Here is a 20,305-nt window from a genome sequence, read left to right on the forward strand (position 1 = left end):
AGCATCCGTCACGGTCGGGGCTCGATCGAGTGGCCCGGAGGACAGTGTTCGCTAGGATCGGGCCATGAGCCGTGAGCCGGACTTCCGCCCGCACCGCGTCGTCGTCCTCGCCCTGGACGGCCTGCTCCCCTTCGAGCTGGGCATACCGCACCGCATCTTCGGCCGCCCCAGGGACAGCCGCGGCCGGCCGCTGTACGAGGTCGTGACCTGCTCGGTCCGGCCACCGGGCCCGGTGCGCACGGACGCCGACTTCGCGATCACGGTGGAGCACGGGCCGGAGGCGCTGGCGACCGCGGACACCGTCGTCGTCCCCGCCTCCTACGAACTCGGCCCGGTCTTCGAGCAGGGCGTGCTCACCGAGGAGCTGGCCGCCGCGCTCGCGCACATCCGGCCGGGCACCCGGCTGACCTCCATCTGCACCGGCGTGTTCGTGCTGGCCGCCGCAGGCTTCCTCGACGGCAGGCGCGCCACCACCCACTGGGCGGAGACCGAGCACCTGCGACGCCTCTTCCCGAAGATCGACGTCGATCCGGACGTGCTGTTCGTCGACGACGGCGACGTGCTGACCTCGGCCGGCGTCGCGGCCGGCATCGACCTGTGCCTGCACATCGTGCGCCGCGACCACGGCACCGCCGTCGCCAACGAGATCGCCCGCCGCACGGTCGTACCGCCGCACCGCGACGGCGGGCAGGCGCAGTACATCCAGCGGCCGGTGCCCGACCCGCAGCAGGCCACCACGACCGCGGCCCGCGCCTGGGCGCTGGGACGGCTGCACGAGCCGATCCAGCTGCGGGACATGGCGGAGCGGGAGTCCATGTCGGTACGCACCTTCACCCGGCGCTTCCGCGAGGAGGTCGGCGTCAGCCCCGGCCAGTGGCTCACCCAGCAGCGCGTGGAGCGGGCCCGGCACCTGCTGGAGACCACCGACCGGTCGGTGGACCGGATCGCGAGGGACGCCGGCTTCGGCACGGCCCAGTCGATGCGCCAGCACCTGCAGACGGCGCTCGGGGTGACGCCGACGGCGTACCGGCGCACCTTCCGCGCCGGCGCGCGAACGTGGGGCCGTGGGGCCGTGGGGCCCCGGAGGGAACGCGTCAGAAGGTGAGGACGGCGCGTGCGACGCGGCCCGCCTCCGCGTCCGCCCGCGCCTTGTCGAAGTCCGCGACCGGGTACGTCGCCGTCACCAGCTCGTCCAGCAGCAGCCGGCCCGCCCGGTACAGCTCGGCGTACAGGGCGATGTCCCGCTGCGGGCGCGAGGAGCCGTAGCGGCAGCCGAGGATCGACTTGTCCAGGTAGAGGGAGGAGACCCGGAAGGACGCCTCCGCGGTCGCCGGGGGCACGCCGAGCAGGACGGCCTGCCCGTGCCGGTCCAGCAGGTCGACGGCCTGCCGGATCAGCTCCACCCGGCCGACGCACTCGAAGGCGTGGTCCGCGCCGGACGGCAGGACCTCCCGCACGTCGCGCGCCGACGTCAGGAAGTGCGTCGCCCCGAACCGCCGGGCCACCGCCTCCTTCGCCGGGTTGGCGTCGACCGCGACGATGGTCAGCGCGCCCGCGAGCCGGGCGCCCTGGATGACGTTCAGGCCGATGCCGCCCGTGCCGATGACCAGCACGCGCTCCCCGCGGTCCACCCGCGCCCGGTTGAGCACGGCGCCGACGCCCGTGAGGACCCCGCACCCGATCAGCGCGGCGGACGGCAGCGGGACGTCCGCCGGGATGCGCACCGCCTGCACGGCCTTCACCACGGTCCGCTCCGCGAACGCCGAGTCCGCGGCGAACTGGTACACCGGCCGCCCGCCCCGCGTGAACGGCCGCCCCGGCCGCCCGATCGCCTGCCGGCACATCGTCGGCCGCCCCCGGTCGCACTCGGCGCAGGTGCCGCAACTGGCCAGCGTGGACAGGGCCACGTGGTCGCCGGGCGCGACATGGGTGACCCCGGCGCCCACCGCCTCCACCACCCCGGCGCCCTCGTGCCCGAGCACCACCGGGACGGGGAAGGGGATGGTCCCGTCCACCACGGACAGGTCGCTGTGGCACAGCCCGGCCGCCTTCACCGCCACCAGCACCTCGCCGGGGCCGGGATCGCGCACCTCCAGGTCGTCGACGACCTCGGTCCGTTTCCCGTCGAACACCACCGCGCGCATCACTCGCCTCCCTTGGGCTCCCTGGGCAGGCCGAGCACCCGCTCGGCGATGATCGTGCGCTGGACCTGGTCCGAGCCGCCGTAGACGGTGTCGGCCCGGGAGAACAGGAACAGGTGCTGCGCCGCGTCGAGTTCGTACGGCGCCGACGGCGACCAGTCGGCCGGTCCGGCGCCCGCCGCCGCCCCGCGCACCAGCACGGCGAGCTCGCCGAGCCGCCGGTGCCAGCCCGCCCACAGCAGCTTGGCCACGCTCGGCGCGCCCGGCACGTCCGAACGCCCGAGCGTGCGAAGCGCGTTGCAGCGCATGGCGCGCAACTCCGCCCACTGCGCCACCAGCCGGTCGCGCAGGACCGGGTCGCGCACCGCGCCGGTCCGTACGGCCGCCCGGACGACGTCGGCCAGTTCCTCGGCGAAGCCGATCTGCTGGGCCAGCGTGGACACCCCCCGCTCGAACCCGAGCAGGCTCATCGCGACCCGCCAGCCGTCGCCCTCGCCGCCGACGACGTGTTCCACGCGCGCGCGTGCGCCGTCGAAGAAGACCTCGTTGAAGTCGCTGGTGCCGGTGAGCTGGCGGATGGGCCGCACCTCGATCCGCCCCGGCTGGTCCATCCGCAGCAGCAGGAAGCTCAGTCCGTGGTGGCGGCGGGAGCCGGGCTCGGTGCGGGCCAGCACGAAGCACCAGTCCGCCTCGTGCGCCAGCGACGTCCAGATCTTCTGCCCGGTGACCCGGTAGTCGCCGTCGGGGGTGCGTACGGCCGCGGTGCGCACCCCGGCGAGGTCGGAGCCCGCGCCGGGTTCGCTGTAGCCCTGGCACCACAGTTCCTCGCCGGCCGCGATCGGCGGGAGGAAGCGGGCCTTCTGCTCGGGTGTGCCGTGGGCGAGCAGGGTGGGGGCGAGGAGGTTCTCGCCGATGTGCCCGGAACGCGGCGGTGCGGACGAGCGGGCGTACTCCTCGGCCCAGGCGACCTGCCGGGTGAGGCCGGCGGTGCGGTTGCCGTAGCCGGACTCGGGCCAGCCGAGCCCGATCCAGCCCGCCTTGCCGAGGGTGCGTTCCCAGGCGCGGCGGTCGGCGGTGTCCGAGGCGTGCGCGGCGTGCGCGGCGAGCCAGGCCCGGGCCTCGGCCCGGAACGCCTCGTCCTCGGCGGTGAATCCGAAGTCCACGACGCTCTCCCCTCTCAGGTCTTGGGCTCGCAGGTCTTGGCCCCTCTGGTGCCGGGCCTCTCAGTGGTTGGGCCGGTCCCCGCGCGCCGCCGCCTGCTCCATCTCCTCCAGCTGTCGCAGCATCGGCATCGGGTCCACCCCGACCGTCCCCGGCAGGAACCGCGCGATCGTCTGCGGCGTCCATCCGCCGTCGGCGTACGCGGCCCGCAGTTCCCTCGGCTGCGCCCACACCGCGATCTTGGAGCCGGCGACCGTGTAGACCTGGCCGGTGATCCGCTGCTCCTTCGCCTCGTCCGACAGCAGGTAGACGACCAGCGCGGCCACGTCCTCCGGCTCCCCGATCTCCGCCAGTCGCATCGGGACGCCGGCCGACATCCGGGTACGGGCGACAGGCGCCACCGCGTTCGCGGTCACCCCGTACTTGTGCAGGCCCAGGGCGGCGCTGCGCACCAGCGAGATGATCCCGCCCTTGGCGGCGCTGTAGTTGGCCTGCGACACCGAACCCTGGTGGTTGCCGCTGGTGAACCCGATCAGCGTCCCCGCCCGCTGCCGGCGCATCACCGCCGAGGCGGCCCGGAACACGGTGAACGTGCCCTTGAGGTGGGTGGCGACCACCGGGTCCCACTCCTGCTCGGACATGTTGAACAGCATCCGCTCGCGCAGGATCCCGGCGACGCAGACGACACCGTCGAGCCGCCCGTACGACTCCAGCGCCGCGTCCACGATCCGCTGTCCGCCGGTCATGGTGGACACGTCGTCGGCCACCGCGACCGCCTCGCCGCCCGCGGCCTCGATCTCCTTGACGACCGCCTCGGCGACCGCGCTGCCCGGGGACGCGCCGTCGACCGAGACGCCGTAGTCGTTGACGACGACCTTCGCGCCCTCGGCCGCCGCGGCCAGCGCCACCGCCCGGCCGATGCCCCGTCCGGCGCCCGTCACGGCGACGGCCTTGCCTGCCAAGAAGTTCCCCACGCCGGCCCCTTCCCGCGGTTTCTGACGGACCGTTAGATTTTATGTCCCGCCAGACATCAGGAGACAAGCCCCGGGGAGGGCCGATGTCGTTGCCGGCCGAGTTCCACGAGATCGCGAAGCGCGTGAACAACTGGGGGCGCTGGGGGCCCGACGACGAGATCGGCACCCTCAACCTGATCACCGACGAGGTGGTCCGGGAGGCCGCCGCCACCGTCCGCACCGGCCGCCGGGTCCCGCTCGCGCTGCCGCTGCGGCAGGACGGCGTGCAGACCGGGGTGATCCCGGGGCGGGTCAACCCGCTGCACACGATGGTGCAGATCAACCAGGAGCTGTTCGGGCCGGGCACGGTGGCGTGCAGCGACGACGCCGTGACCATGGGGCTCCAGGCCGCCACCCACTGGGACGCGCTGACCCACGTCTCCCACTCGGGGAAGCTCTACAACGGCCGCCCCGCCGGCACGGTCACCGCGCACGGGGGCGCCGAGTTCGGCGGCATCGACAAGGCGCGGCACGTGGTCTCGCGCGGGGTGCTCCTTGACGTGGCCCGCGCGCGGGGCGTCGACCGATTGGCGGGCGGGCACCCGGTCACGCCGGAGGACCTGGAGGCCGCGGAGGACCTCGCCGGGACGCGGGTGCGGGCCGGCGACGTCGTGCTGGTGCGGACCGGGCAGATCCAGGCCTATCTCGCCGGGGACCGGGAGGCGTACGGCTATCCGTCGCCGGGGCTGTCGGTGCGCACGCCGGAGTGGTTCCACGCGCGCGATGTGGCCGCCGTGGCGAACGACACCCTCACCTTCGAGATCTTCCCGCCCGAGATCGAGGACCTGTGGCTGCCCGTGCACGCGCTCGACCTCGTGGAGATGGGGATGCTCCAGGGCCAGAACTGGAACCTCGAAGAGTTGTCCACAGCCTGTGGAGAAAGCGGCCGGTACGCGTTCCTGCTGTCGGCGATGCCCGAGCCGTTCGTCGGCGCGACGGGGACCCCGGTGGCACCGGTCGCCGTCCTGTGAGCCGCGGATGCCGGAGAGGCGGAGACGCCGGAGGACCGTGCAGGCCGGAGACGCGCAGACACCGACGGGCCGTGCAGGCCGGGGATGCGTAGACACCGACGGGCCGTGCAGGCCGGGGATGCGTAAACGCCGGAGGGTCGCGGATGCCGAAGATGCGTAGACACCGGAGGGCCGCGGACACCGGAGAGGCGTGAACGCCTCCGGTTCACGCATGCGGTGGATTCGCGTATGCCGTCGCGCCATGGCGCCGCCGGAGACGGTCGGACGGCGGTGCGCCCCGCCCGCCCCGAGCACGGCGCCGCGCACCGCCATCCGACTGCGGCGGACCCGTTCCGGCCCTCCTGGCCCCGAGGGAACGGACGCCGCGTCACGACCCACGCTCGCCGAGGGCTCCCGTCACCGGAGCCCTCGCCGTCCCCTCGCGGCGAATCGCTGAACTCAAGGGTGATCAATCGGACAGGACACGTCAACAGTCGGTGCAGGATTCCTCACTTATGCCCGCTTTGTCGCGGACGCGCACGGAAGCACGTCCCGGCGCACCGCGCCCTCACCGACCGGCTCTGACAGCGGTTTCTGCGCCCTCTGCGCCAGGGCTGACGGACCACCGGCGGACGGGAGCGGGTCACACCGCCTCGAAGGCCAGCCCGTCGTACGCCGACGCGCCGCTCCCGCAGCCGGTCGCGCCCTGCCCGGTGCGCTCGCAGCGGTCGAGTTCGCACCAGATGCGCTTGCCGGACCCCTCGGGGTTCCAGCCCCAGCGGTCGGCCAGGCCGTCGACCAGGGCGAGCCCGCGCCCGCCGGTGGTGTCGCCGTCCAGACATCGGGGCACCGGGGCCCGGTCGCTGGCGTCGGCCACCTCGACGCGGACGGTGGCGGTCCCGGCCACCGCGCCCGCCAGGGACAGCCGCAGCACCGCCGGACAGCCGGTGTGCACCACGGCGTTGGTGACCAGCTCCGAGACGAGCAGCACCAGCGTCTCGGCGAGCGGTTCGTCTTCCTGTATGCCGGACCCGGCCAGGCGCGACCGCGCCCACCGCCGGGCGCGCCCGACCTCTGCGGGGTCGGGCCGGATCTCCAACTGCACTTGAAGCACCTGCACCGCTCACACCATCCGAACCGGCGGACACCTGACCTCGGGCCGCGCGCACGCCGCGACGAGGGCCACGATCGTAGCCATTTTCTGCATGGCCGGGACAACGGCCGGCGCAGAGCCCAGAGCAAGGGTCACGGAACGTGAATCCCTTACGAGACAGCTTGGTTGACGTACAGTCACCTCAACAAGCGCTTCGGGCATATTCCAGCGCGAAGGAGTACCCGTGCGGCATACTGTGCGACGCTCGCGGCGACGAGTCGAACAGGCTTGATCCAGCCTCGCCATGGGGGCGAAACCGGGCCGGCCCGTCCTCGGAACCACTCGCATTCCACAGAAGGTACCGGAGCACGGCGGTGACTCCGGGAGGTGACGGGACACTCTTCGGACACAACCCGGCATCAACGCTCCGTAATTCCGGTATGCCACGATCCGCGACATCCATGTCGGTCGCGCGGGCGATGCCCCAGGACGACGTCGTTCAGGCCGTCAGATCGGCCGCGAGCAGCTCCTCACACTCCGTCACGCCGCCGCCACGCTGCGCCCGCACCCACGCCCGCTTCAGGTGCAGGTGCACCTCGGACTCCCAGGTGAAGCCCATGCCGCCGTGCACCTGGAGGCAGTCGCGGGCGCCGCGCACGGCGGCCTCGTCGGCCAGCAGCCGGGCCGCGGCGACGTCGGCCGGGTCGGCGGTGACAGCGGCCGCGTAGACCGCGGTCCGGGCCACCTCGGCGCGCACCAGCAGATCGGCGCACAGGTGCTTGACGGCCTGGAAGGCCCCGATCGGCCTCCCGAACTGCTCACGGGTCCGGGCGTGTTGCGCGGCCAGCTCGCACACGCGTGTGGCGGTGCCCAGTTGTTCGGCCGCGGTGAGCAGAACGCCCACCGGATCGGTCGCGGTCGTCGCCGCGCCGGGGACCCGGTGCAGCGGCGTCAGCGGGTCGACCGACCGCAGCGGTACGGCCTTCGCGGCGTCGCCGCGGACGGTGTCCGCCTCGCTGAGCCATTCCACCAGCCCGCCGTCGACGGCCGCGACGACCGTCTCGCCGGTGGCCGCGCCCGGCACCTCCCGCGCCGCGAGGTGGGTGGCCATCAGCGGCCCGGGCAGCAGCACCCGGCCCGCCTCCTCGAACGCCAGCACCGCCTCGGGCAGCCCGAGCCCGACCCCGCCCTCCTCCTCCGGCACCCGCAGCGCGAAGAACCCGGCCGCCCCCAACTCCCGCCACAGCGCCCGGTCGAGCCGCCCTCCCCCCTCGACGGCCCGCCACAACGCCTCACTTCCGAAGCACCGCCCGAGCACCTGCCGCACCCCGTCCCGCAGGGCCCGTTGCTCCTCACCGACCCGGAACCGCACGCCGCGCCACCCCCTTCACCGCCCGTTCGTCACCGGAATCACCCCGTCACCGCCCGTCACCGCCCCTTCGGCAGTCCCAGGACGCGTTCCGCCACGATGTTGCGCTGGATCTGCGAGGTGCCGGCCGCGATGGTGTACGACAGGGAGGTCAGCCGGTCGAGGACCCACGGCTGCTCCAGGTCCAGCGCGTCGGGGCCCAGCACGTCGGCCGCGGTGTCGTAGAGGTCCTGGCGGGCGTGCGAGTACCGCAGTTTGAAGACCGAGCCGCCGACTCCCGGGACGCCTCCGCGTTCCTCCGCCTCGCTCACGTTCCACTGCGCCAGCCGCCACAGCGCGCGGAACTCGGCGTTCAGCGCGCCGAGCCTGCGCCGCAGCACCGGATCGTCCCAGCGCCCGTTGCGGCGGGCCTCGGCGGCGAGTTCGCCGAGGACGCGGCGGCAGGCCACCACCTCGCCGGCGAAGGCCGTGCCGCGCTCGAAGGACAGCGTCACCATCGTCACGCGCCAGCCGTCGTTCTCGTCGCCCACCCGGTCGGCCACCGGCACCCGCACCTCGTCGAGGAACACCTCGGCGAACTCCGCCGAGCCGGCCAGGGTGCGCAGCGGCCGTACGGTGATGCCCGGGGCGTCCATCGGCATCGCCAGCCAGGTGATGCCCCGGTGCCTGGGCGCCGTGGCGTCCGTGCGCACCAACAGCTCGCACCAGTCGGCCACTTCGGCGTGCGAGGTCCAGATCTTGGAGCCGCTCACCACGTAGGCGTCGCCGTCCCGCCACGCGCGCGTGCGCAGCGCCGCGAGGTCGGAACCGGCGTCCGGTTCGCTGAAGCCCTGGCACCAGACCTCCTCGCCGCGCAGGATCGGCGGCAGCCAGCGCTCCCGCTGTGCGGGGGTGCCCTCGGCGGCGATGGTCGGGCCGGCGTGCAGCAGCCCGACGAAGTTCGCCCCCACGTAGGGCGCGCCCGCCTTCTCGGTCTCCTCCAGGAAGATCAGCCGCAGGGTCGGCGAGGCGTCCCAGTGCACGCCGGCGTACCCGGCGTCGTACAGCATCCGCTGCCAGCCGAGGTCGTAGGCGCGGCGGGCCGGCCAGTCCCGCGGCGACGGCCTGGGCGGCAGGGCGGGCAGCGCCTCGGCCAGCCACTTGCGCAGCCGGGCCCGGAAGTCCTCCTCCTCCGGCGTGTACGTCAGGTCCATCAGCGGTCGAGGTCCAGGCCGAGCATGCGGATCGCGTTGCCCCGCATCAGCTTGTGGACCGTCTCCGCGTCGAGGCCCTGCACGTGCTCCAGGGCGACCTCCCTGGTGTGCGGGAAGGTGGAGTCGACGTGCGGGTAGTCGGTCTCGAAGGTGGCGTTGTCGCGGCCCACCACGTCCAGCGAGGCGACCCCGTGCTTGTCCCGGAAGAAGCAGCAGAAGATCTGCCGGTAGTAGTACGCCGACGGCGGCTCCGGGATCAGGTCCCGCACCCCGCCCCAGGCTCGGTGCTCCCGCCAGACGTCGTCGGCGCGCTCCAGGGCGTACGGGATCCAGCCCATCTGCCCTTCCGAGTAGGCGAGTTTGAGGGTGGGGAAGCGCACCAGGACCCCGCTGAAGAGGAAGTCCATCATCGACGCCATGGCGTTGTTGAAGCTCAGGGACGCCTGGACGGCGGGCGGGGCGTCCGGGGAGGCGGCCGGCATCTGCGACGACGACCCGATGTGCATGTTGACGACCGTCCCCGTCTCCTGGCAGGCCGCGAAGAACGGGTCCCAGTACCCGGAGTGGATGGAGGGCAGGCCCAGGTGGGTGGGAATCTCGGAGAAGGTGACGGCCCGCACCCCGCGTGCGGCGTTGCGCCGGATCTCGGCGACCGCGAGTTCCACGTCCCACAGCGGGATCAGGCACAGCGGGATGAGCCGGCCGCCGCTGTCGCCGCACCACTCCTCCACCATCCAGTCGTTGTAGGCGCGCACGCAGGCCAGCGCGACCTCCTTGTCGTGCGCCTCGGCGAAGGTCTGGCCGCAGAAGCGCGGGAAGGTCGGGAAGCAGAGGCTGGCCTCGACGTGGTTGAGGTCCATGTCGGCGAGCCGTTCCTTCGGGTCCCAGCAGCCGCGCCGCATCTCCGCGCGCGTGATGCCCTCCAGCGTCATCTCGTCGCGGTCGAATCCGACGGCGGCGATGTTGCGCTTGTACGGGAACTGCAGGTCCTCGTAGATCCACCAGTCGGTGGGCGGGCCGTCCGGGTCCATGGTGATCCGGTACTTGCCGCCGACGTAGGCGAGTTCCCCGATCCCGGCGGTGACGGGCCGCGGGCCGCGGTCGCGGTACTTGCGCGGCAGCCAGGTCTCGAAGAGGTGGGCCGGCTCGATCACGTGATCGTCGACGCTGATGATGCGGGGCAGTTCGCCCGGGTCGGTCATGATCCCCTCCGGCTGGCACGGGCCATGTTTTCTGATGGAGCGTCAGATTGTTGTTGTCCAGCAGGCTAGCCCCGCCCCCCTGGACCGACAAGGCGCCCGGCCCTACGCTCTGCCCACGATCTGACGATCCGTCAGCTCTCTGTCGAAGGGGGAGCCGCTGTGAACGACACCGCCCACGCGCTCGGCGCGTCCCGCACCCTGTGGGAACTGGTCACCCGCCGCGCCGCCCGCACCCCCCGCCGCCCGGTCCTCCTCCAGGGCGAGCGCTCCCTGAGCTTCGGCGAGCTGCACGACCGCGCCGAGCGCATCGCGGCCGGCCTGTACGACATGGGCGTGCGCCCCGGCACGGTGGTCGCCTGGCAGCTGCCCACCCGCGTCGAGACGGTCCTGCTCTCCCTGGCGCTGGCCCGGCTCGGCGCCGTGCAGACCCCGCTCATCCCCTTCTACCGGGACCGGGAGGTCGGCTTCGCGCTGCGCGAGGTGAGGGCCGAGTTCTTCGCCGTGCCCGGCGAGTGGCGCGGCTTCGACCACACGGCGATGGCACGGCGGCTGGGCGCGCGGGGCGTCTTCGAGGCGTACGACCGGCTGCCCGACGGCGATCCGTCCGTGCTGCCCGCCCCGCCCGCCGACGGCACCTCGGTGCGCTGGATCTACTGGACCTCGGGGACGACCTCCGCGCCCAAGGGCGTGCTGCACACGGACCGCTCACTGATCGCGGGCGGCTCCTGCCTGGCGCACGCGCTGCGCCTGTCCGCCGCCGACGTGGGGTCGGTCGCCTTCCCCTACGCCCACATCGGCGGGCCCGACTACCTGGTGATGCTGCTGCTGTACGGCTTCCCGGCGGTGCTGCTGGAGCACTTCGCGCTGCCGGACGCGCTGGCGGAGTACCGCAGGCACGGGGTGACGGTGGCGGGCGGGTCGACGGCGTTCTACTCGATGTTCCTCGCCGAGCAGCGCGCACGGCCCGGCGAGAAGGTGGTCCCGACGCTGCGGCTGCTCGCGGGCGGCGGGGCGCCGAAGCCGCCCGAGGTGTACCGCGCCGTGGTGCGCGAGATGGGCGTCCAGCTCACCCACGGATACGGCATGACCGAGGTGCCGATGATCACCATGGGCTCGCCGGACGACACCCCGGAGAACCTGGCGACGACGGAGGGACGGCCGCCGGAGGGCATGGAGATACGGATCGTGGACGGGGAGGTCCGGCTGCGCGGCGAGGCCGTGTGCCGGGGCTACCTGGACCCGGCGCAGACGGCCGAGGCCTTCGACGAGGAGGGGTTCCTGCGCACCGGCGACCTGGGGCGGCTGACGCCGAGCGGGCACCTGGTGCTCACCGGGCGGCTGAAGGACGTGATCATCCGCAAGGGCGAGAACATCTCGGCGAAGGAGATCGAGGACCTGCTGGCCGCGCACCCGGCCGTCGCCGACGTGGCGGTGATCGGGCTGCCGGACGCGGAGCGCGGCGAACTGGTGTGCGCGGTGGTCGAGCGGCCTCCGGGGGCCGGGGAGCTGACCCTGGAGACGGTGACGTCGTACCTGCGCGCGCAGGGGCTGTCGGTGCACAAGCTGCCGGAGCGGCTGGAGGTGGTGGACGCCCTGCCGCGCGGCGAGACCCTGCGCAAGGTGCTCAAGTACGTCCTGCGCGAGCGTTACTCGGGGACGGTGAAGTAGCGGGCGAACGCGGGCACGATCTCCGCCTCGCCCACCTTGCCGTCGCCGTCGGCGTCCAGGGCGGCGGCGAGCGTCTGCGCGACGTCCTGCGGCACGCCGAGGACCCGCAGCACGCGTGCGGTGTCCGCGACGGCGGCCATGCCGTCGCCGTCCGTGTCGGCGACGGCGAGGGCCGCGTGCAGGAAGGGGCGGGCGATCTCGGCGAAGCGCTCCGGCCTGTCGTGCAGGACCTTGACCGCGATGCCCACGAATTCGTCCCGGGTGATGCGCTGGTCGCCGTCCCGGTCGGCCATGCCGGCCATGCCCTGCCAGAACGCCTCGGCGCCCGCGTACAGGGCCTGGCCCTTGTCCGACCTGGCCGCCGTGCCGAACTCCGCGAGCAGCGCCTTGGCCGCCGTGCTGAAGTCCTCCCGGTCGATGTAGCCGTTGCCGTCCTGGTCGAAGACGGTGAACCGGCCTGCGATCCTGCGCTCGTACTCGCTGCTGACCATGTCTTCCTCGAGCCGCCTCACGTCGTGTCGGGGTGCTTCCGCACGGAGCGTACGACGCGGCGGCCCCGCGGAGCGCGGAAAAGCGTCGCCTGTGCCAAGACCGGGGGAATTCCGGGACAACGGTGTGGCACGACGGCGATGCTCGCCGGCGCGGTTCCCGGGCGCGGAGGCCGGCGCGGTTCCCGGGCGCGGAGGCCGGCCCGGCTCCTCGGGCGCGGGGGCCGGGCCCGGAGGGCAGCGGCTCCTCCTCCGGGGGGCTCAGGCGGACAGCGGGCCGGCGTCCTCGGCGACGGCCTCGTCCAGGTCGGTGTAGACGTCGAACAGGCGGCGCACCCCCAGGGCGCCGAGGACGCGGCTGACGTGCGACCCCTCGGCCGCCCCCCGGGCCGGCAGCACCAGGCGCAGGCTGCCCCGGCAGGAGCGGATCAGGCGGCGGGCGGCGATGAGCACGCCGACGCCGCTGGAGTCGCAGAAGAAGACCTCCGAGAGGTCCAGGACGAGGCTGTGGCGGCCGTCGGCCACCACGTCGTGCACCCGCTGCCGCAGCGCCGGCGACGTCAGCAGGTCCAGTTCGCCCGACACGTGGAGCACGGCCCAGTCGCCCTGCTCGCCATGGGTCACACAGAACGCCACCACCACGCCCTTCGCTCACCGGGGCCTCCACAACCGGAACCCGCCCCTACGTTTCCCCGCCGCCCCTGCCCAGCGGCCGTTCCCTCAAACGCCGACGGAGAAACGGAAACCGATCGAAGCAGGCTTGTTTTAGTCGCCTTCGAACTTGTTCGATCAGAAGCGAACTCGGGTATGCGAAGGTCGTCCATTACCACCCGGGGCCCCGCAGGGTGCGCACTTTGTCACAAAGGGGCGTGCGTCGTCCGATGTGCCGACTACATTCGAGGCGACGGTGGCCGCAGGCTGGGGAGACCGACGGGCGGGGGTGAGGGGCCGCATGGCGAAGAGGGACGTACCGCCCCGCTGGGACCGCAGGATGCAGCAGCGCCTCGCGCACGGGGAGGCGGCGGCCCTCGGCGAGCTCTACGACCGCTTCGCCTCCCTGGTGCACGGCCTGGCCCACCGCGTCCTCGGCGACGAGCACGCCGCCGACGCCGTCACCCGCGATGTCTTCGTGCACGTCTGGGAGCATCCCGAGGACTACGACCCCCGGCAGGGCCCGCTGCGCACCTGGCTCGCCGCGCTCACCCACCGCCTCGCCGTGCGGCGGCTGCGCGCCACCGAGACCGCCGCCCTGGCCGCGGACGGCGGCTCGGCCGAGGAACTGGAACACCGGGTGCGGCACGCCTCGGTCGCCGCCCGCGCCGACTACATCGTGCAGTCGATGCCGGCCCCGCTGCGCTCCGCCCTGGAGCTCGCCTACTTCCAGCGCCGCGACTACCGCCAGACCGCCGCCGACCTCGGCGTCACCGAGGACGAGGCGCGCCGCCGGCTCCGCCTGGGCCTGCAACTGCTGTCCACCGCCCACGACGCGGGCGCACCGGGAGCACCGCCCGGACACGGGGGTGCGGCGTGAACAACGCGGGTGACGCGGGCGACGCGGACCGCTTCGAGGCGTACGGCGAGGACGGGCGGCACGGGGGACACCCGGCACCCGACGACTCCGACGACGGCCGGCGCGACCCGCGCCGACCGGGCCCGCCCGGCCCACCGGCCCCGGACGATGCCCGGGGTGCGGGCGGCGAGGGGCCGGGCGGCTCGTCGGGTTCCGGCGGGCCGGGCGGAACCGGCGGAACCGCGCGCGGGGGCGGTCCCGGCCCCGGCCGGCCGCCCCGCATCCCGATGCCCCGCGTCTCCGTCGAGGACGGCGGCGGACCGCTGCCCGCGATCGGGGCCCGGCCGGAGCCGGCGCCGCGACCGGCCCCGCCGGTCCTGCCGGTCCTGGAGCACCGGGTGCTGAAGGCGCTCCTCGGGGCGTGGGCGCTGGCGGCCTGTTCGGCGGAGGAGACCGCGGCCGTCGAGGAGCACCTCGGCGACTGCGGCCCCTGCGCGGACGAGGCGCTGCGGCTGCGCGAGGCGGTCGGCCTGCTGCACCCGCCGGAAAGCCTCGACCTGGACCCGGCGCTGCGCACCCGCGTCCTGGAGCGCTGCCTGGACCGGCGCCCGCCGCGCGTGCCGGTGCCGGACTGGGCCGCCCCGTACGACGCCGAGACGGCCCGGCTGGACGCCCTGCTGCAGGACATCGGGGACGCCGAGTGGCACGCGCCCGTGCGGCTGCGCTGGTTCGAGGGCGACGGCGCGACGAGCCGTCGTACGACCGTCGCCGGGGTGATCGCGCATCTGCTGGCGGTCGACGGGCTGGTCGCGGTCGCGGTGGGCCTCGACGACCCGCTCGGGGAGGCCGGGCCCGGCGCGGCCACGCCCGCGGCCCGCACCGAGGCGTACTGGCGCGCCGTCGGAGCACACGCCCCGCCGACCCGGGCCGTGCGGGCGCCGTGGCGGGCGCAGAGCCACGACCTGGTGCGCACGGTGTCGTTCGCCGGCGGCCCGGACGGCGCGGCCCCGCCGGTCGCGTACGGCGGCTTCGAACTGCCGCTGCCGGACGCCATGGTGGACCGCGCCTTCGAGTGCTGGGTGCACGCGGAGGACATCGCGGAGGCGGTGGACTACCCGTACGAGCCGCCCTCCCCGCGCCATCTCCACCGCATGATCGACCTCGCGGCCCGCATGCTGCCGGCCGCGCTGGCGGTGCGGCGGCGGGAGGGGCAGGCCGCGCCCGGCCGGGGCCGGCACCTCGTCCCGGCCGGAGCGCCGGGCCGCAGTCTGCGGCTGGAGATCGAGGGCTCGGGCGGCGGCGAGTGGCTGATCCCGCTGGACTCCCCCGGCGCGCAGGGCTCCGCGGAGCACGAGGTGGCCCATGTCGCCCTGGACGGCGTGGAGTTCTGCCGACTGGCCGCGGGCCGGGTGCCGCCGCGGGAGGCGGCGGCCGGGCAGCTGGGCGACCGGGAGGCGATCCGGGACGTACTGTCCGCCGCGGCGGCCCTGAGCCGCATGTAGGGGCGGCCCGGCGCCCGTTGCGCGCGGCGCGAACGAACGAGCCCCCGTCCCACGTTCCGTGGGGCGGGGGCTCGCATTCAGAGCGCCGGGCAGGCCTTGCACCTGCATTTCCCCGCAGGAAGCGGGGCGTCTTTCCTTGGACCACCAACGCACGTCCGGTTGTTCGCAGTTGCGGCGACCGGCCTGAGAACGACTATACCGTGATCGCGGACCGGATCGCACATCGGCGACGTCCCTCAGGGATCACGCTCCTCAGGCGAAGACGACCGTGCGCCGCCCGTTGAGCAGGATCCTGCGCTCGGCGTGCCACTTGACCGCGCGGGCCAGCGCCTGGCACTCCACGTCCCGCCCGATCGCGACGAGCTGATCCGGCGTCACGTCGTGCCCGACCCGCTCGACCTCCTGCTCGATGATCGGCCCCTCGTCGAGGTCGGCGGTGACGTAGTGCGCGGTCGCCCCGATCAGCTTCACCCCGCGCGCATGCGCCTGGTGATAGGGCTTGGCGCCCTTGAAGCTCGGCAGGAAGGAGTGGTGGATGTTGATGATCCGGCCGCTGAGCTGCTTGCACAGGTCGTCCGAGAGCACCTGCATGTAGCGGGCGAGGACGACGAGCTCCACCCGCTCCTCACGGACGATCTCCAGCAGCCGCGCCTCGGCGTCCGCCTTGGTGTCCCTCGTCACCGGGATGTGGTGGAAGGGGATGTTGTACGAGGCTACGAGCTCGGCGAAGTCGGTGTGGTTGGACACCACGGCGGCGATCTCCACCGGCAGCGCCCCGGTCCGCGCGCGGAACAGCAGGTCGTTCAGGCAGTGCCCGAACCTGCTGACCATCAGGACGATGCGCATCCGGTCGTCGGCCCGGTTTATCTGCCAGTCCATGTGGAAGGAGTCGCCGATCGCCGCGAAGCTCGCCCGCAGCTTCTGCACGGTCACCGGCGCCTCGGCCGAGAAGTGCACCCGCATGAAGAACAGCCCGGTGTCCTGGTCGCCGAACTGCTGGCTGTCCACGATGTTGCAGCCGGTCATGAACAGGTAGCTGGACACGGCGTGCACGATGCCCTGCTTGTCCGGGCAGGAGAGCGTGAGGACGTACTGGTCGGCCGGGGCCGCGGCGGGGGTGGACTGCTCGCTCATGCAGGACAGGGTCCCATATTCGCGGGCGCGGACGGGTCGCCGTCCGTCACGCGGACCGGGTCATGATCCGCAGCACCTCGAGGGTGCGCGGCGGCGTGTCCGGGTCCTCGCCGTCGGCCACGGCCATCCGCACGTGCGCGTCCCGCGCCGCCCGCACCGCCTCCGGCCACGCCTGGTTCTCCAGATAGGCCGAGACCGGCGCGTCGGGTCCGACCTGGTGCATGATCCGCAGCACGCGCAGCACGGCGGTGTCGACGAGGGCCGCCTCCTGGGAGTCCCGGAAGATCGTGCCGACGTACTTCTCGGCGGACCAGTTGTCCAGCCAGGTGTCCTCGACCAGGCGGTACACGGCGTCGGTGACGTCCCCGTACCCGTCCACGCCGGCCAGCCAGACGTCCCGCTGGAACGCCGGGTCGGAGAGCATGTGCAGCGCGGAGCGCACATTGCTGCGCCAGCGCCACCACGGCATGTCGTTGAGTGGCATGCCGCCCATGGTGGAGGAGCGACGGGCGCGACGGGAAGAGTTATCCGGACCTTGCACGGTCACCGATCGTACGTTCTCCGCCACGAGGGCCTCGCCGGCCCCCGCAATTCACCCGCATGTCACCGATCAATAACCGTAGGTCACCCTGCACTTGGGAGTGTGACGGAACCGTGTGTGTACATGACCGGCAGGCGAACCGACCGCAGCACCTCCCGACCTACGCTCAACCGGCCCGTCAGAGCCGCCGTCCTCTCGGTGGGGGCTCTGGCCGTGTGCGCCTCGATCGCCGTCGGGTGCGGGGTGGTCCCCGGCACCGCGGGGGGATCCGGGGACGAAACGATCACCGTCATGACCTGGGCCCCGCAGGACACCGACGCCACCAACAAGCCCGGCATGCCCGCCTTCGCGCAGGCCTACGCCCGCTGGGTCAACGCCCGGGGCGGCATCGCCGGGCGCAAGCTGCGGGTGCTGACCTGCAACGACCACAACGACAGCGTGGCGGCCGCGAAGTGCTCCCGGATCGCGGTCAAGCGGAAGGTGGTCGCGGTCGTCGGCTCCTACAGCCAGCACAGCGACTCCTTCCTGCCGTCCCTGGAGGCCGCCGGCATCCCGTACATCGGCGGATACGGGCTCAGCGGCGGCGAGTTCACCAGCCCGCTGTCCTACCCCGTCAACGGCGGGCAGCCCACCCTGCTGGCCGGCCTGGGCAAGGAACTCGCCGCGAGCTGCGGCTCGGTGGTGCTGGTACGGCCCGACAACATCGCGGGCGACGCGCTGCCGGCGATGCTCGACTCCGGCCTGAAGGCGGGCGGGCACGCGGCCTCGATCGACCAGCAGGCGGCCGAGGACGCCACCGAGTACGAGGAGCAGGCGCGGCGGGCGGTGGCCGCCTCGGCCGGCGACACGGCGAAGAAGGGCTGCGTGATCCCCGCCCTCGGCGGCCGCACCAGCACCTTCATGGACTCCTTCCGGCGCGCCCGCGAGAACGCCCCGGGGGTGAAGACGGCGGCCGTGCTGGGCAGCGTGGACCAGACGGAGATCAACGAGTCCGGCGGCCGGTCGGGGCCCTACGAGGGGTCGTACATCACCGGCTGGTACCCGGCATCGAGCGATCCGCGCTGGGACGGGATGAAGAAGGTGATCAGCGAGGAGGCGTTCGGCGACAACCGCATCGACGCGGCCGACGCAGGCGTGCAGACCACCTGGATCGCCTACACCGTGTTCCGCAAGACCGTGGAGTCGCTGGGCGGCGGCAACGTGACCTCCGACACCGTACGGCGGGCCCTCGACCACGGGCTGAAGGTCACCACGGGCGGACTCACCCCGCCGCTGGAGTGGGAGCAGCAGGGCCCGCTCGCCGCCATCGGCCTGTCCCGGCTGGTCAACGACGAGGTGACGCTGCAGGTCGTGCGGCAGGGCCAGCTGGTGCCCGCCAAGAAGGGCTTCCTGAACGTCACCGGGACCCTGGAGAACGCGGACGTGAGCTGAGCCGCCGCCCGGCTCACGTCCCCGGCCCGCCTCCCGGCGGGTCACAGCTGGGTCGGCTGGCGCTGCGTCAGTCCGTAGGTCTTGGCGATCGCGTTCCACAGCTGGGCGGCCTTGGCCTTCTGGACGGTGGCGGTGCTGCTCGCCCGGTTGCCGGCCAGGGTCTGCCCGGTGGTGCGGGCCTGCCCCTTGCGGCAGCCCTTCTTGCCGCCGACCTGGTCGGCCCAGGCCGCGTAGTGGTTGTCGGCCGAGGCGGACGCCTGCCACGCCTTGGTGAGCGCGGTGGTCAGCTCGGCGTGGTTCGGCAGCTTGTCGACGGACAGTCCGGACAGGCGGGTGACCAGCTCGGTGCGCTGCTTGGCCGCGGCCCTGAGGTCCGAGGCAGCCTGTCCCAGGTTGTCGCAGGCCCGTACGTCGCCCACGGCCGCGATCACCGACGCCCGGCTGTCGCCGCTGTCGGCCAGCAGCTGGTCCAGGGCGGTCGCCTGCTGCTTCGCCGGGTCGGCGGAGGGGGAGGCGGAGGCGGAGCCCTCGGTCGCGGGGGCGGTGGCCGAGACGTTCTGGTTGCCGGCCTTGTCGTCGTCGCCCCCGCCGCCGAGCAGCGCCCCGGCGCCGACGCCGAGGACGACGATGCCGACACCGACGGCGGCGATCAGCGGCACCCGCGAGCCGCTCCGCCCGCCACGGCCGCCGCGGCCCCCACCCCCGCCGTCGCCCCGCCTGCCGCTGCCGGCGTCGCCGGGTGGCCCGTACGAGGGCCGGTCGTACGACGGCGCGGGCGCCTGCTGCGGGCCGACGCGCGGGAGTTGCTGGGTGGACCCGGCGGCGCTCTCGCCGCCCGGCGCGCCGCGGAAGAGGTTGTCGAACTCGGCGGGCGGCTGCCGGTCTGCGCCGCCCTGCGTCCCGTACGGAGCGCCGGGGGCCTGGCCGCTCACCGGCGGCAGGTACTGGGTGGCCTCGGACGCGGACGGGGACGCGGCGCCGGTGTGGCCCGGGTACTGGGTGCCGCCGCCCGGTCCGTGCGGCGGCGTGTCCGCGCCCACGGGCGGGAGGAACTGCGTCGCACCCTCGTCGGCGGCGGGCGGTATGTGCGGTATGTACTGGGTCGCGCCCTCGTCCGGGGCGGCGACGGGCGGTATGTACTGGGTGGCGCCGTCGGCGCCGGGCGCGGCGACGGGCGGGAGGTACTGGGTGGCGCCCTCGTCGGCGGCGGGCGAGCCGTAGGCCGGGCCGGGAGCGCCGTACGCGTGCGGGTTCTCCGGCGGCAGCGGGGCGCCCGGCGCAGGCTGCGGCGGCGTGTACGGCGGGTACCCGTAGGCGGCCGCCGGGGCGCCCTCCGGGGGCAGCGGCTGGGACGCGCCGCCCGGCGCCTGCTGCGCTCCGTCCCACTGGTCGGGCGCGTCCCACTGCTGCGTGAGCGGCTCCGCCCAGCCCTGGCCCTGCTGCGGGGCCTGGCTCTGCTGCGGGGCCTGGCCCTGCTGCTGGTCGGGGCCCCACGGGGTGCCCCAGGCCTGGCCGCCGGCCGGGGCGGCCGGGGCGGGCGGTTCCGTGCGGGGGCCGGCGTGGCCCGGCGCGGCGCCGGCCCGGCGGCCGGAGCCGGGGTCTGCGGGGTGGCCGCCGTGCGGGCCGGCCGGCGCGGAGGCGAACCCGCCCGTCCCGCCCGGCAGCACGGGCTCGCCGCCGTCGGAGGGCAGCACGATGCCTTCGCGCGCCTGGCGCAGCGAGGGCTCCTCGCCCTGTCCACTCTGCGTCACCGGGACTCCTACCAATGGGGGACCTTGTGCGTCGTCGGCTCACGCTACCGGGTCCCCCGAGCCGGGTGCCACGCAGCTCAGGACGTCGCCTCCTTCCCGGTGACCGGCGCGACGGGGCGCCTCCGCGGCTCCCCGCGCCCGCCCTCCCGCGCCGGTTC

The 20,305-nt window shown here is 74.0% G+C and carries 18 protein-coding genes; 6 read left to right on the forward strand and 12 right to left on the reverse strand.

The features are described from left to right. The first annotated feature begins 64 nt into the window (after positions 1-64). A complete protein-coding gene (locus ACZ5GT_RS17825) occupies positions 65-1,105 on the forward strand; it encodes a GlxA family transcriptional regulator (RefSeq protein WP_469024057.1) in 1,041 nt (346 codons plus the stop codon). Here the strand turns inward: ACZ5GT_RS17825 and ACZ5GT_RS17830 are convergent. The 3 genes from ACZ5GT_RS17830 to ACZ5GT_RS17840 are packed head-to-tail and all read right to left on the reverse strand — an operon-like array spanning position 1,095 to position 4,276. Then, positions 1,095-2,144: a Zn-dependent alcohol dehydrogenase gene (locus ACZ5GT_RS17830; RefSeq protein ID WP_469024060.1), complete on the reverse strand. Its 1,050-nt coding sequence runs from the start codon at positions 2,142-2,144 to the stop codon at positions 1,095-1,097. The two genes, ACZ5GT_RS17825 and ACZ5GT_RS17830, sit on opposite strands and share 11 nt — an antisense overlap. Then, a complete protein-coding gene (locus ACZ5GT_RS17835; RefSeq protein ID WP_469024063.1) occupies positions 2,144-3,304 on the reverse strand; it encodes an acyl-CoA dehydrogenase family protein in 1,161 nt (386 codons plus the stop codon). The genes ACZ5GT_RS17830 and ACZ5GT_RS17835 overlap by 1 nt, the downstream gene beginning before the upstream one ends. A 60-nt stretch (positions 3,305-3,364) precedes the next feature. Then, complete coding sequence (locus tag ACZ5GT_RS17840) at positions 3,365-4,276, reverse strand: SDR family NAD(P)-dependent oxidoreductase (RefSeq protein WP_469024066.1); 912 nt, start codon at positions 4,274-4,276, stop codon at positions 3,365-3,367. An 83-nt stretch (positions 4,277-4,359) separates the two neighbouring features. Between ACZ5GT_RS17840 and ACZ5GT_RS17845 the strand changes: the two genes are divergently transcribed. Beyond that, on the forward strand, positions 4,360-5,286 hold the full coding sequence (locus ACZ5GT_RS17845; protein WP_469024069.1) for a cyclase family protein: 927 nt from the start codon (positions 4,360-4,362) through the stop codon (positions 5,284-5,286). 622 nt (positions 5,287-5,908) lie between these two features. Here the strand turns inward: ACZ5GT_RS17845 and ACZ5GT_RS17850 are convergent. The 4 genes from ACZ5GT_RS17850 to ACZ5GT_RS17865 all read right to left on the reverse strand — a co-directional run bounded on the left by ACZ5GT_RS17850 (position 5,909) and on the right by ACZ5GT_RS17865 (position 10,122). Next, positions 5,909-6,370: an ATP-binding protein gene (locus tag ACZ5GT_RS17850; protein ID WP_469024252.1), complete on the reverse strand. Its 462-nt coding sequence runs from the start codon at positions 6,368-6,370 to the stop codon at positions 5,909-5,911. A 487-nt stretch (positions 6,371-6,857) separates the two neighbouring features. Beyond that, positions 6,858-7,730 carry an acyl-CoA dehydrogenase family protein gene (locus ACZ5GT_RS17855; protein ID WP_469024072.1) on the reverse strand — a complete coding sequence of 291 codons (873 nt, stop codon included), beginning with the start codon at positions 7,728-7,730 and terminating at the stop codon, positions 6,858-6,860. A gap of 56 nt (positions 7,731-7,786) precedes the next feature. Beyond that, the gene (locus tag ACZ5GT_RS17860; RefSeq protein ID WP_469024077.1) at positions 7,787-8,920 is read right to left on the reverse strand and encodes an acyl-CoA dehydrogenase family protein; all 1,134 of its coding nucleotides are present in this window, start codon (positions 8,918-8,920) and stop codon (positions 7,787-7,789) included. Then, entirely contained in the window at positions 8,920-10,122 is a 1,203-nt protein-coding gene (locus tag ACZ5GT_RS17865; RefSeq protein WP_469024080.1) for an amidohydrolase family protein, read from the reverse strand. The genes ACZ5GT_RS17860 and ACZ5GT_RS17865 overlap by 1 nt, the downstream gene beginning before the upstream one ends. Positions 10,123-10,281: 159 nt before the next feature. On the opposite strand from ACZ5GT_RS17865, the gene ACZ5GT_RS17870 reads away from it, so the two are divergent. Beyond that, positions 10,282-11,790, forward strand: coding sequence for a class I adenylate-forming enzyme family protein (locus tag ACZ5GT_RS17870; protein WP_469024083.1), 1,509 nt, complete (start codon positions 10,282-10,284; stop codon positions 11,788-11,790). Here the strand turns inward: ACZ5GT_RS17870 and ACZ5GT_RS17875 are convergent. Further along, positions 11,769-12,281 carry an EF-hand domain-containing protein gene (locus ACZ5GT_RS17875; protein WP_469024086.1) on the reverse strand — a complete coding sequence of 171 codons (513 nt, stop codon included), beginning with the start codon at positions 12,279-12,281 and terminating at the stop codon, positions 11,769-11,771. The genes ACZ5GT_RS17870 and ACZ5GT_RS17875 overlap by 22 nt on opposite strands. Positions 12,282-12,539: 258 nt before the next feature. Then, complete coding sequence (locus ACZ5GT_RS17880) at positions 12,540-12,920, reverse strand: STAS domain-containing protein (protein WP_324783390.1); 381 nt, start codon at positions 12,918-12,920, stop codon at positions 12,540-12,542. Positions 12,921-13,230: 310 nt separating this feature from the next. On the opposite strand from ACZ5GT_RS17880, the gene ACZ5GT_RS17885 reads away from it, so the two are divergent. Next, positions 13,231-13,809, forward strand: a complete 579-nt coding sequence (locus ACZ5GT_RS17885) for a sigma-70 family RNA polymerase sigma factor (protein ID WP_469024093.1) — start codon at positions 13,231-13,233, stop codon at positions 13,807-13,809. After that, the gene (locus ACZ5GT_RS17890; RefSeq protein WP_469024097.1) at positions 13,806-15,290 is read left to right on the forward strand and encodes a zf-HC2 domain-containing protein; all 1,485 of its coding nucleotides are present in this window, start codon (positions 13,806-13,808) and stop codon (positions 15,288-15,290) included. The genes ACZ5GT_RS17885 and ACZ5GT_RS17890 overlap by 4 nt, the downstream gene beginning before the upstream one ends. Positions 15,291-15,542: 252 nt before the next feature. Here the strand turns inward: ACZ5GT_RS17890 and purU are convergent, their stop codons facing one another. Together purU and ACZ5GT_RS17900 are read right to left on the reverse strand one after the other, a co-directional pair. Further along, on the reverse strand, positions 15,543-16,424 hold the full coding sequence (gene purU, locus ACZ5GT_RS17895) for a formyltetrahydrofolate deformylase (protein WP_469024102.1): 882 nt from the start codon (positions 16,422-16,424) through the stop codon (positions 15,543-15,545). A gap of 46 nt (positions 16,425-16,470) precedes the next feature. After that, entirely contained in the window at positions 16,471-16,971 is a 501-nt protein-coding gene (locus ACZ5GT_RS17900) for an SCO4402 family protein (RefSeq protein ID WP_469024105.1), read from the reverse strand. A gap of 117 nt (positions 16,972-17,088) precedes the next feature. On the opposite strand from ACZ5GT_RS17900, the gene ACZ5GT_RS17905 reads away from it, so the two are divergent. After that, positions 17,089-18,396: an ABC transporter substrate-binding protein gene (locus tag ACZ5GT_RS17905; protein WP_469024108.1), complete on the forward strand. Its 1,308-nt coding sequence runs from the start codon at positions 17,089-17,091 to the stop codon at positions 18,394-18,396. 41 nt (positions 18,397-18,437) lie between these two features. Here ACZ5GT_RS17905 and ACZ5GT_RS17910 read toward each other — a convergent pair whose 3' ends face one another. Further along, entirely contained in the window at positions 18,438-20,147 is a 1,710-nt protein-coding gene (locus ACZ5GT_RS17910) for a hypothetical protein (RefSeq protein WP_469024111.1), read from the reverse strand. Positions 20,148-20,305: the final 158 nt, after the last annotated feature.

The sequence above is a fragment of the Streptomyces sp. NPDC031340 genome (assembly GCF_055569945.1).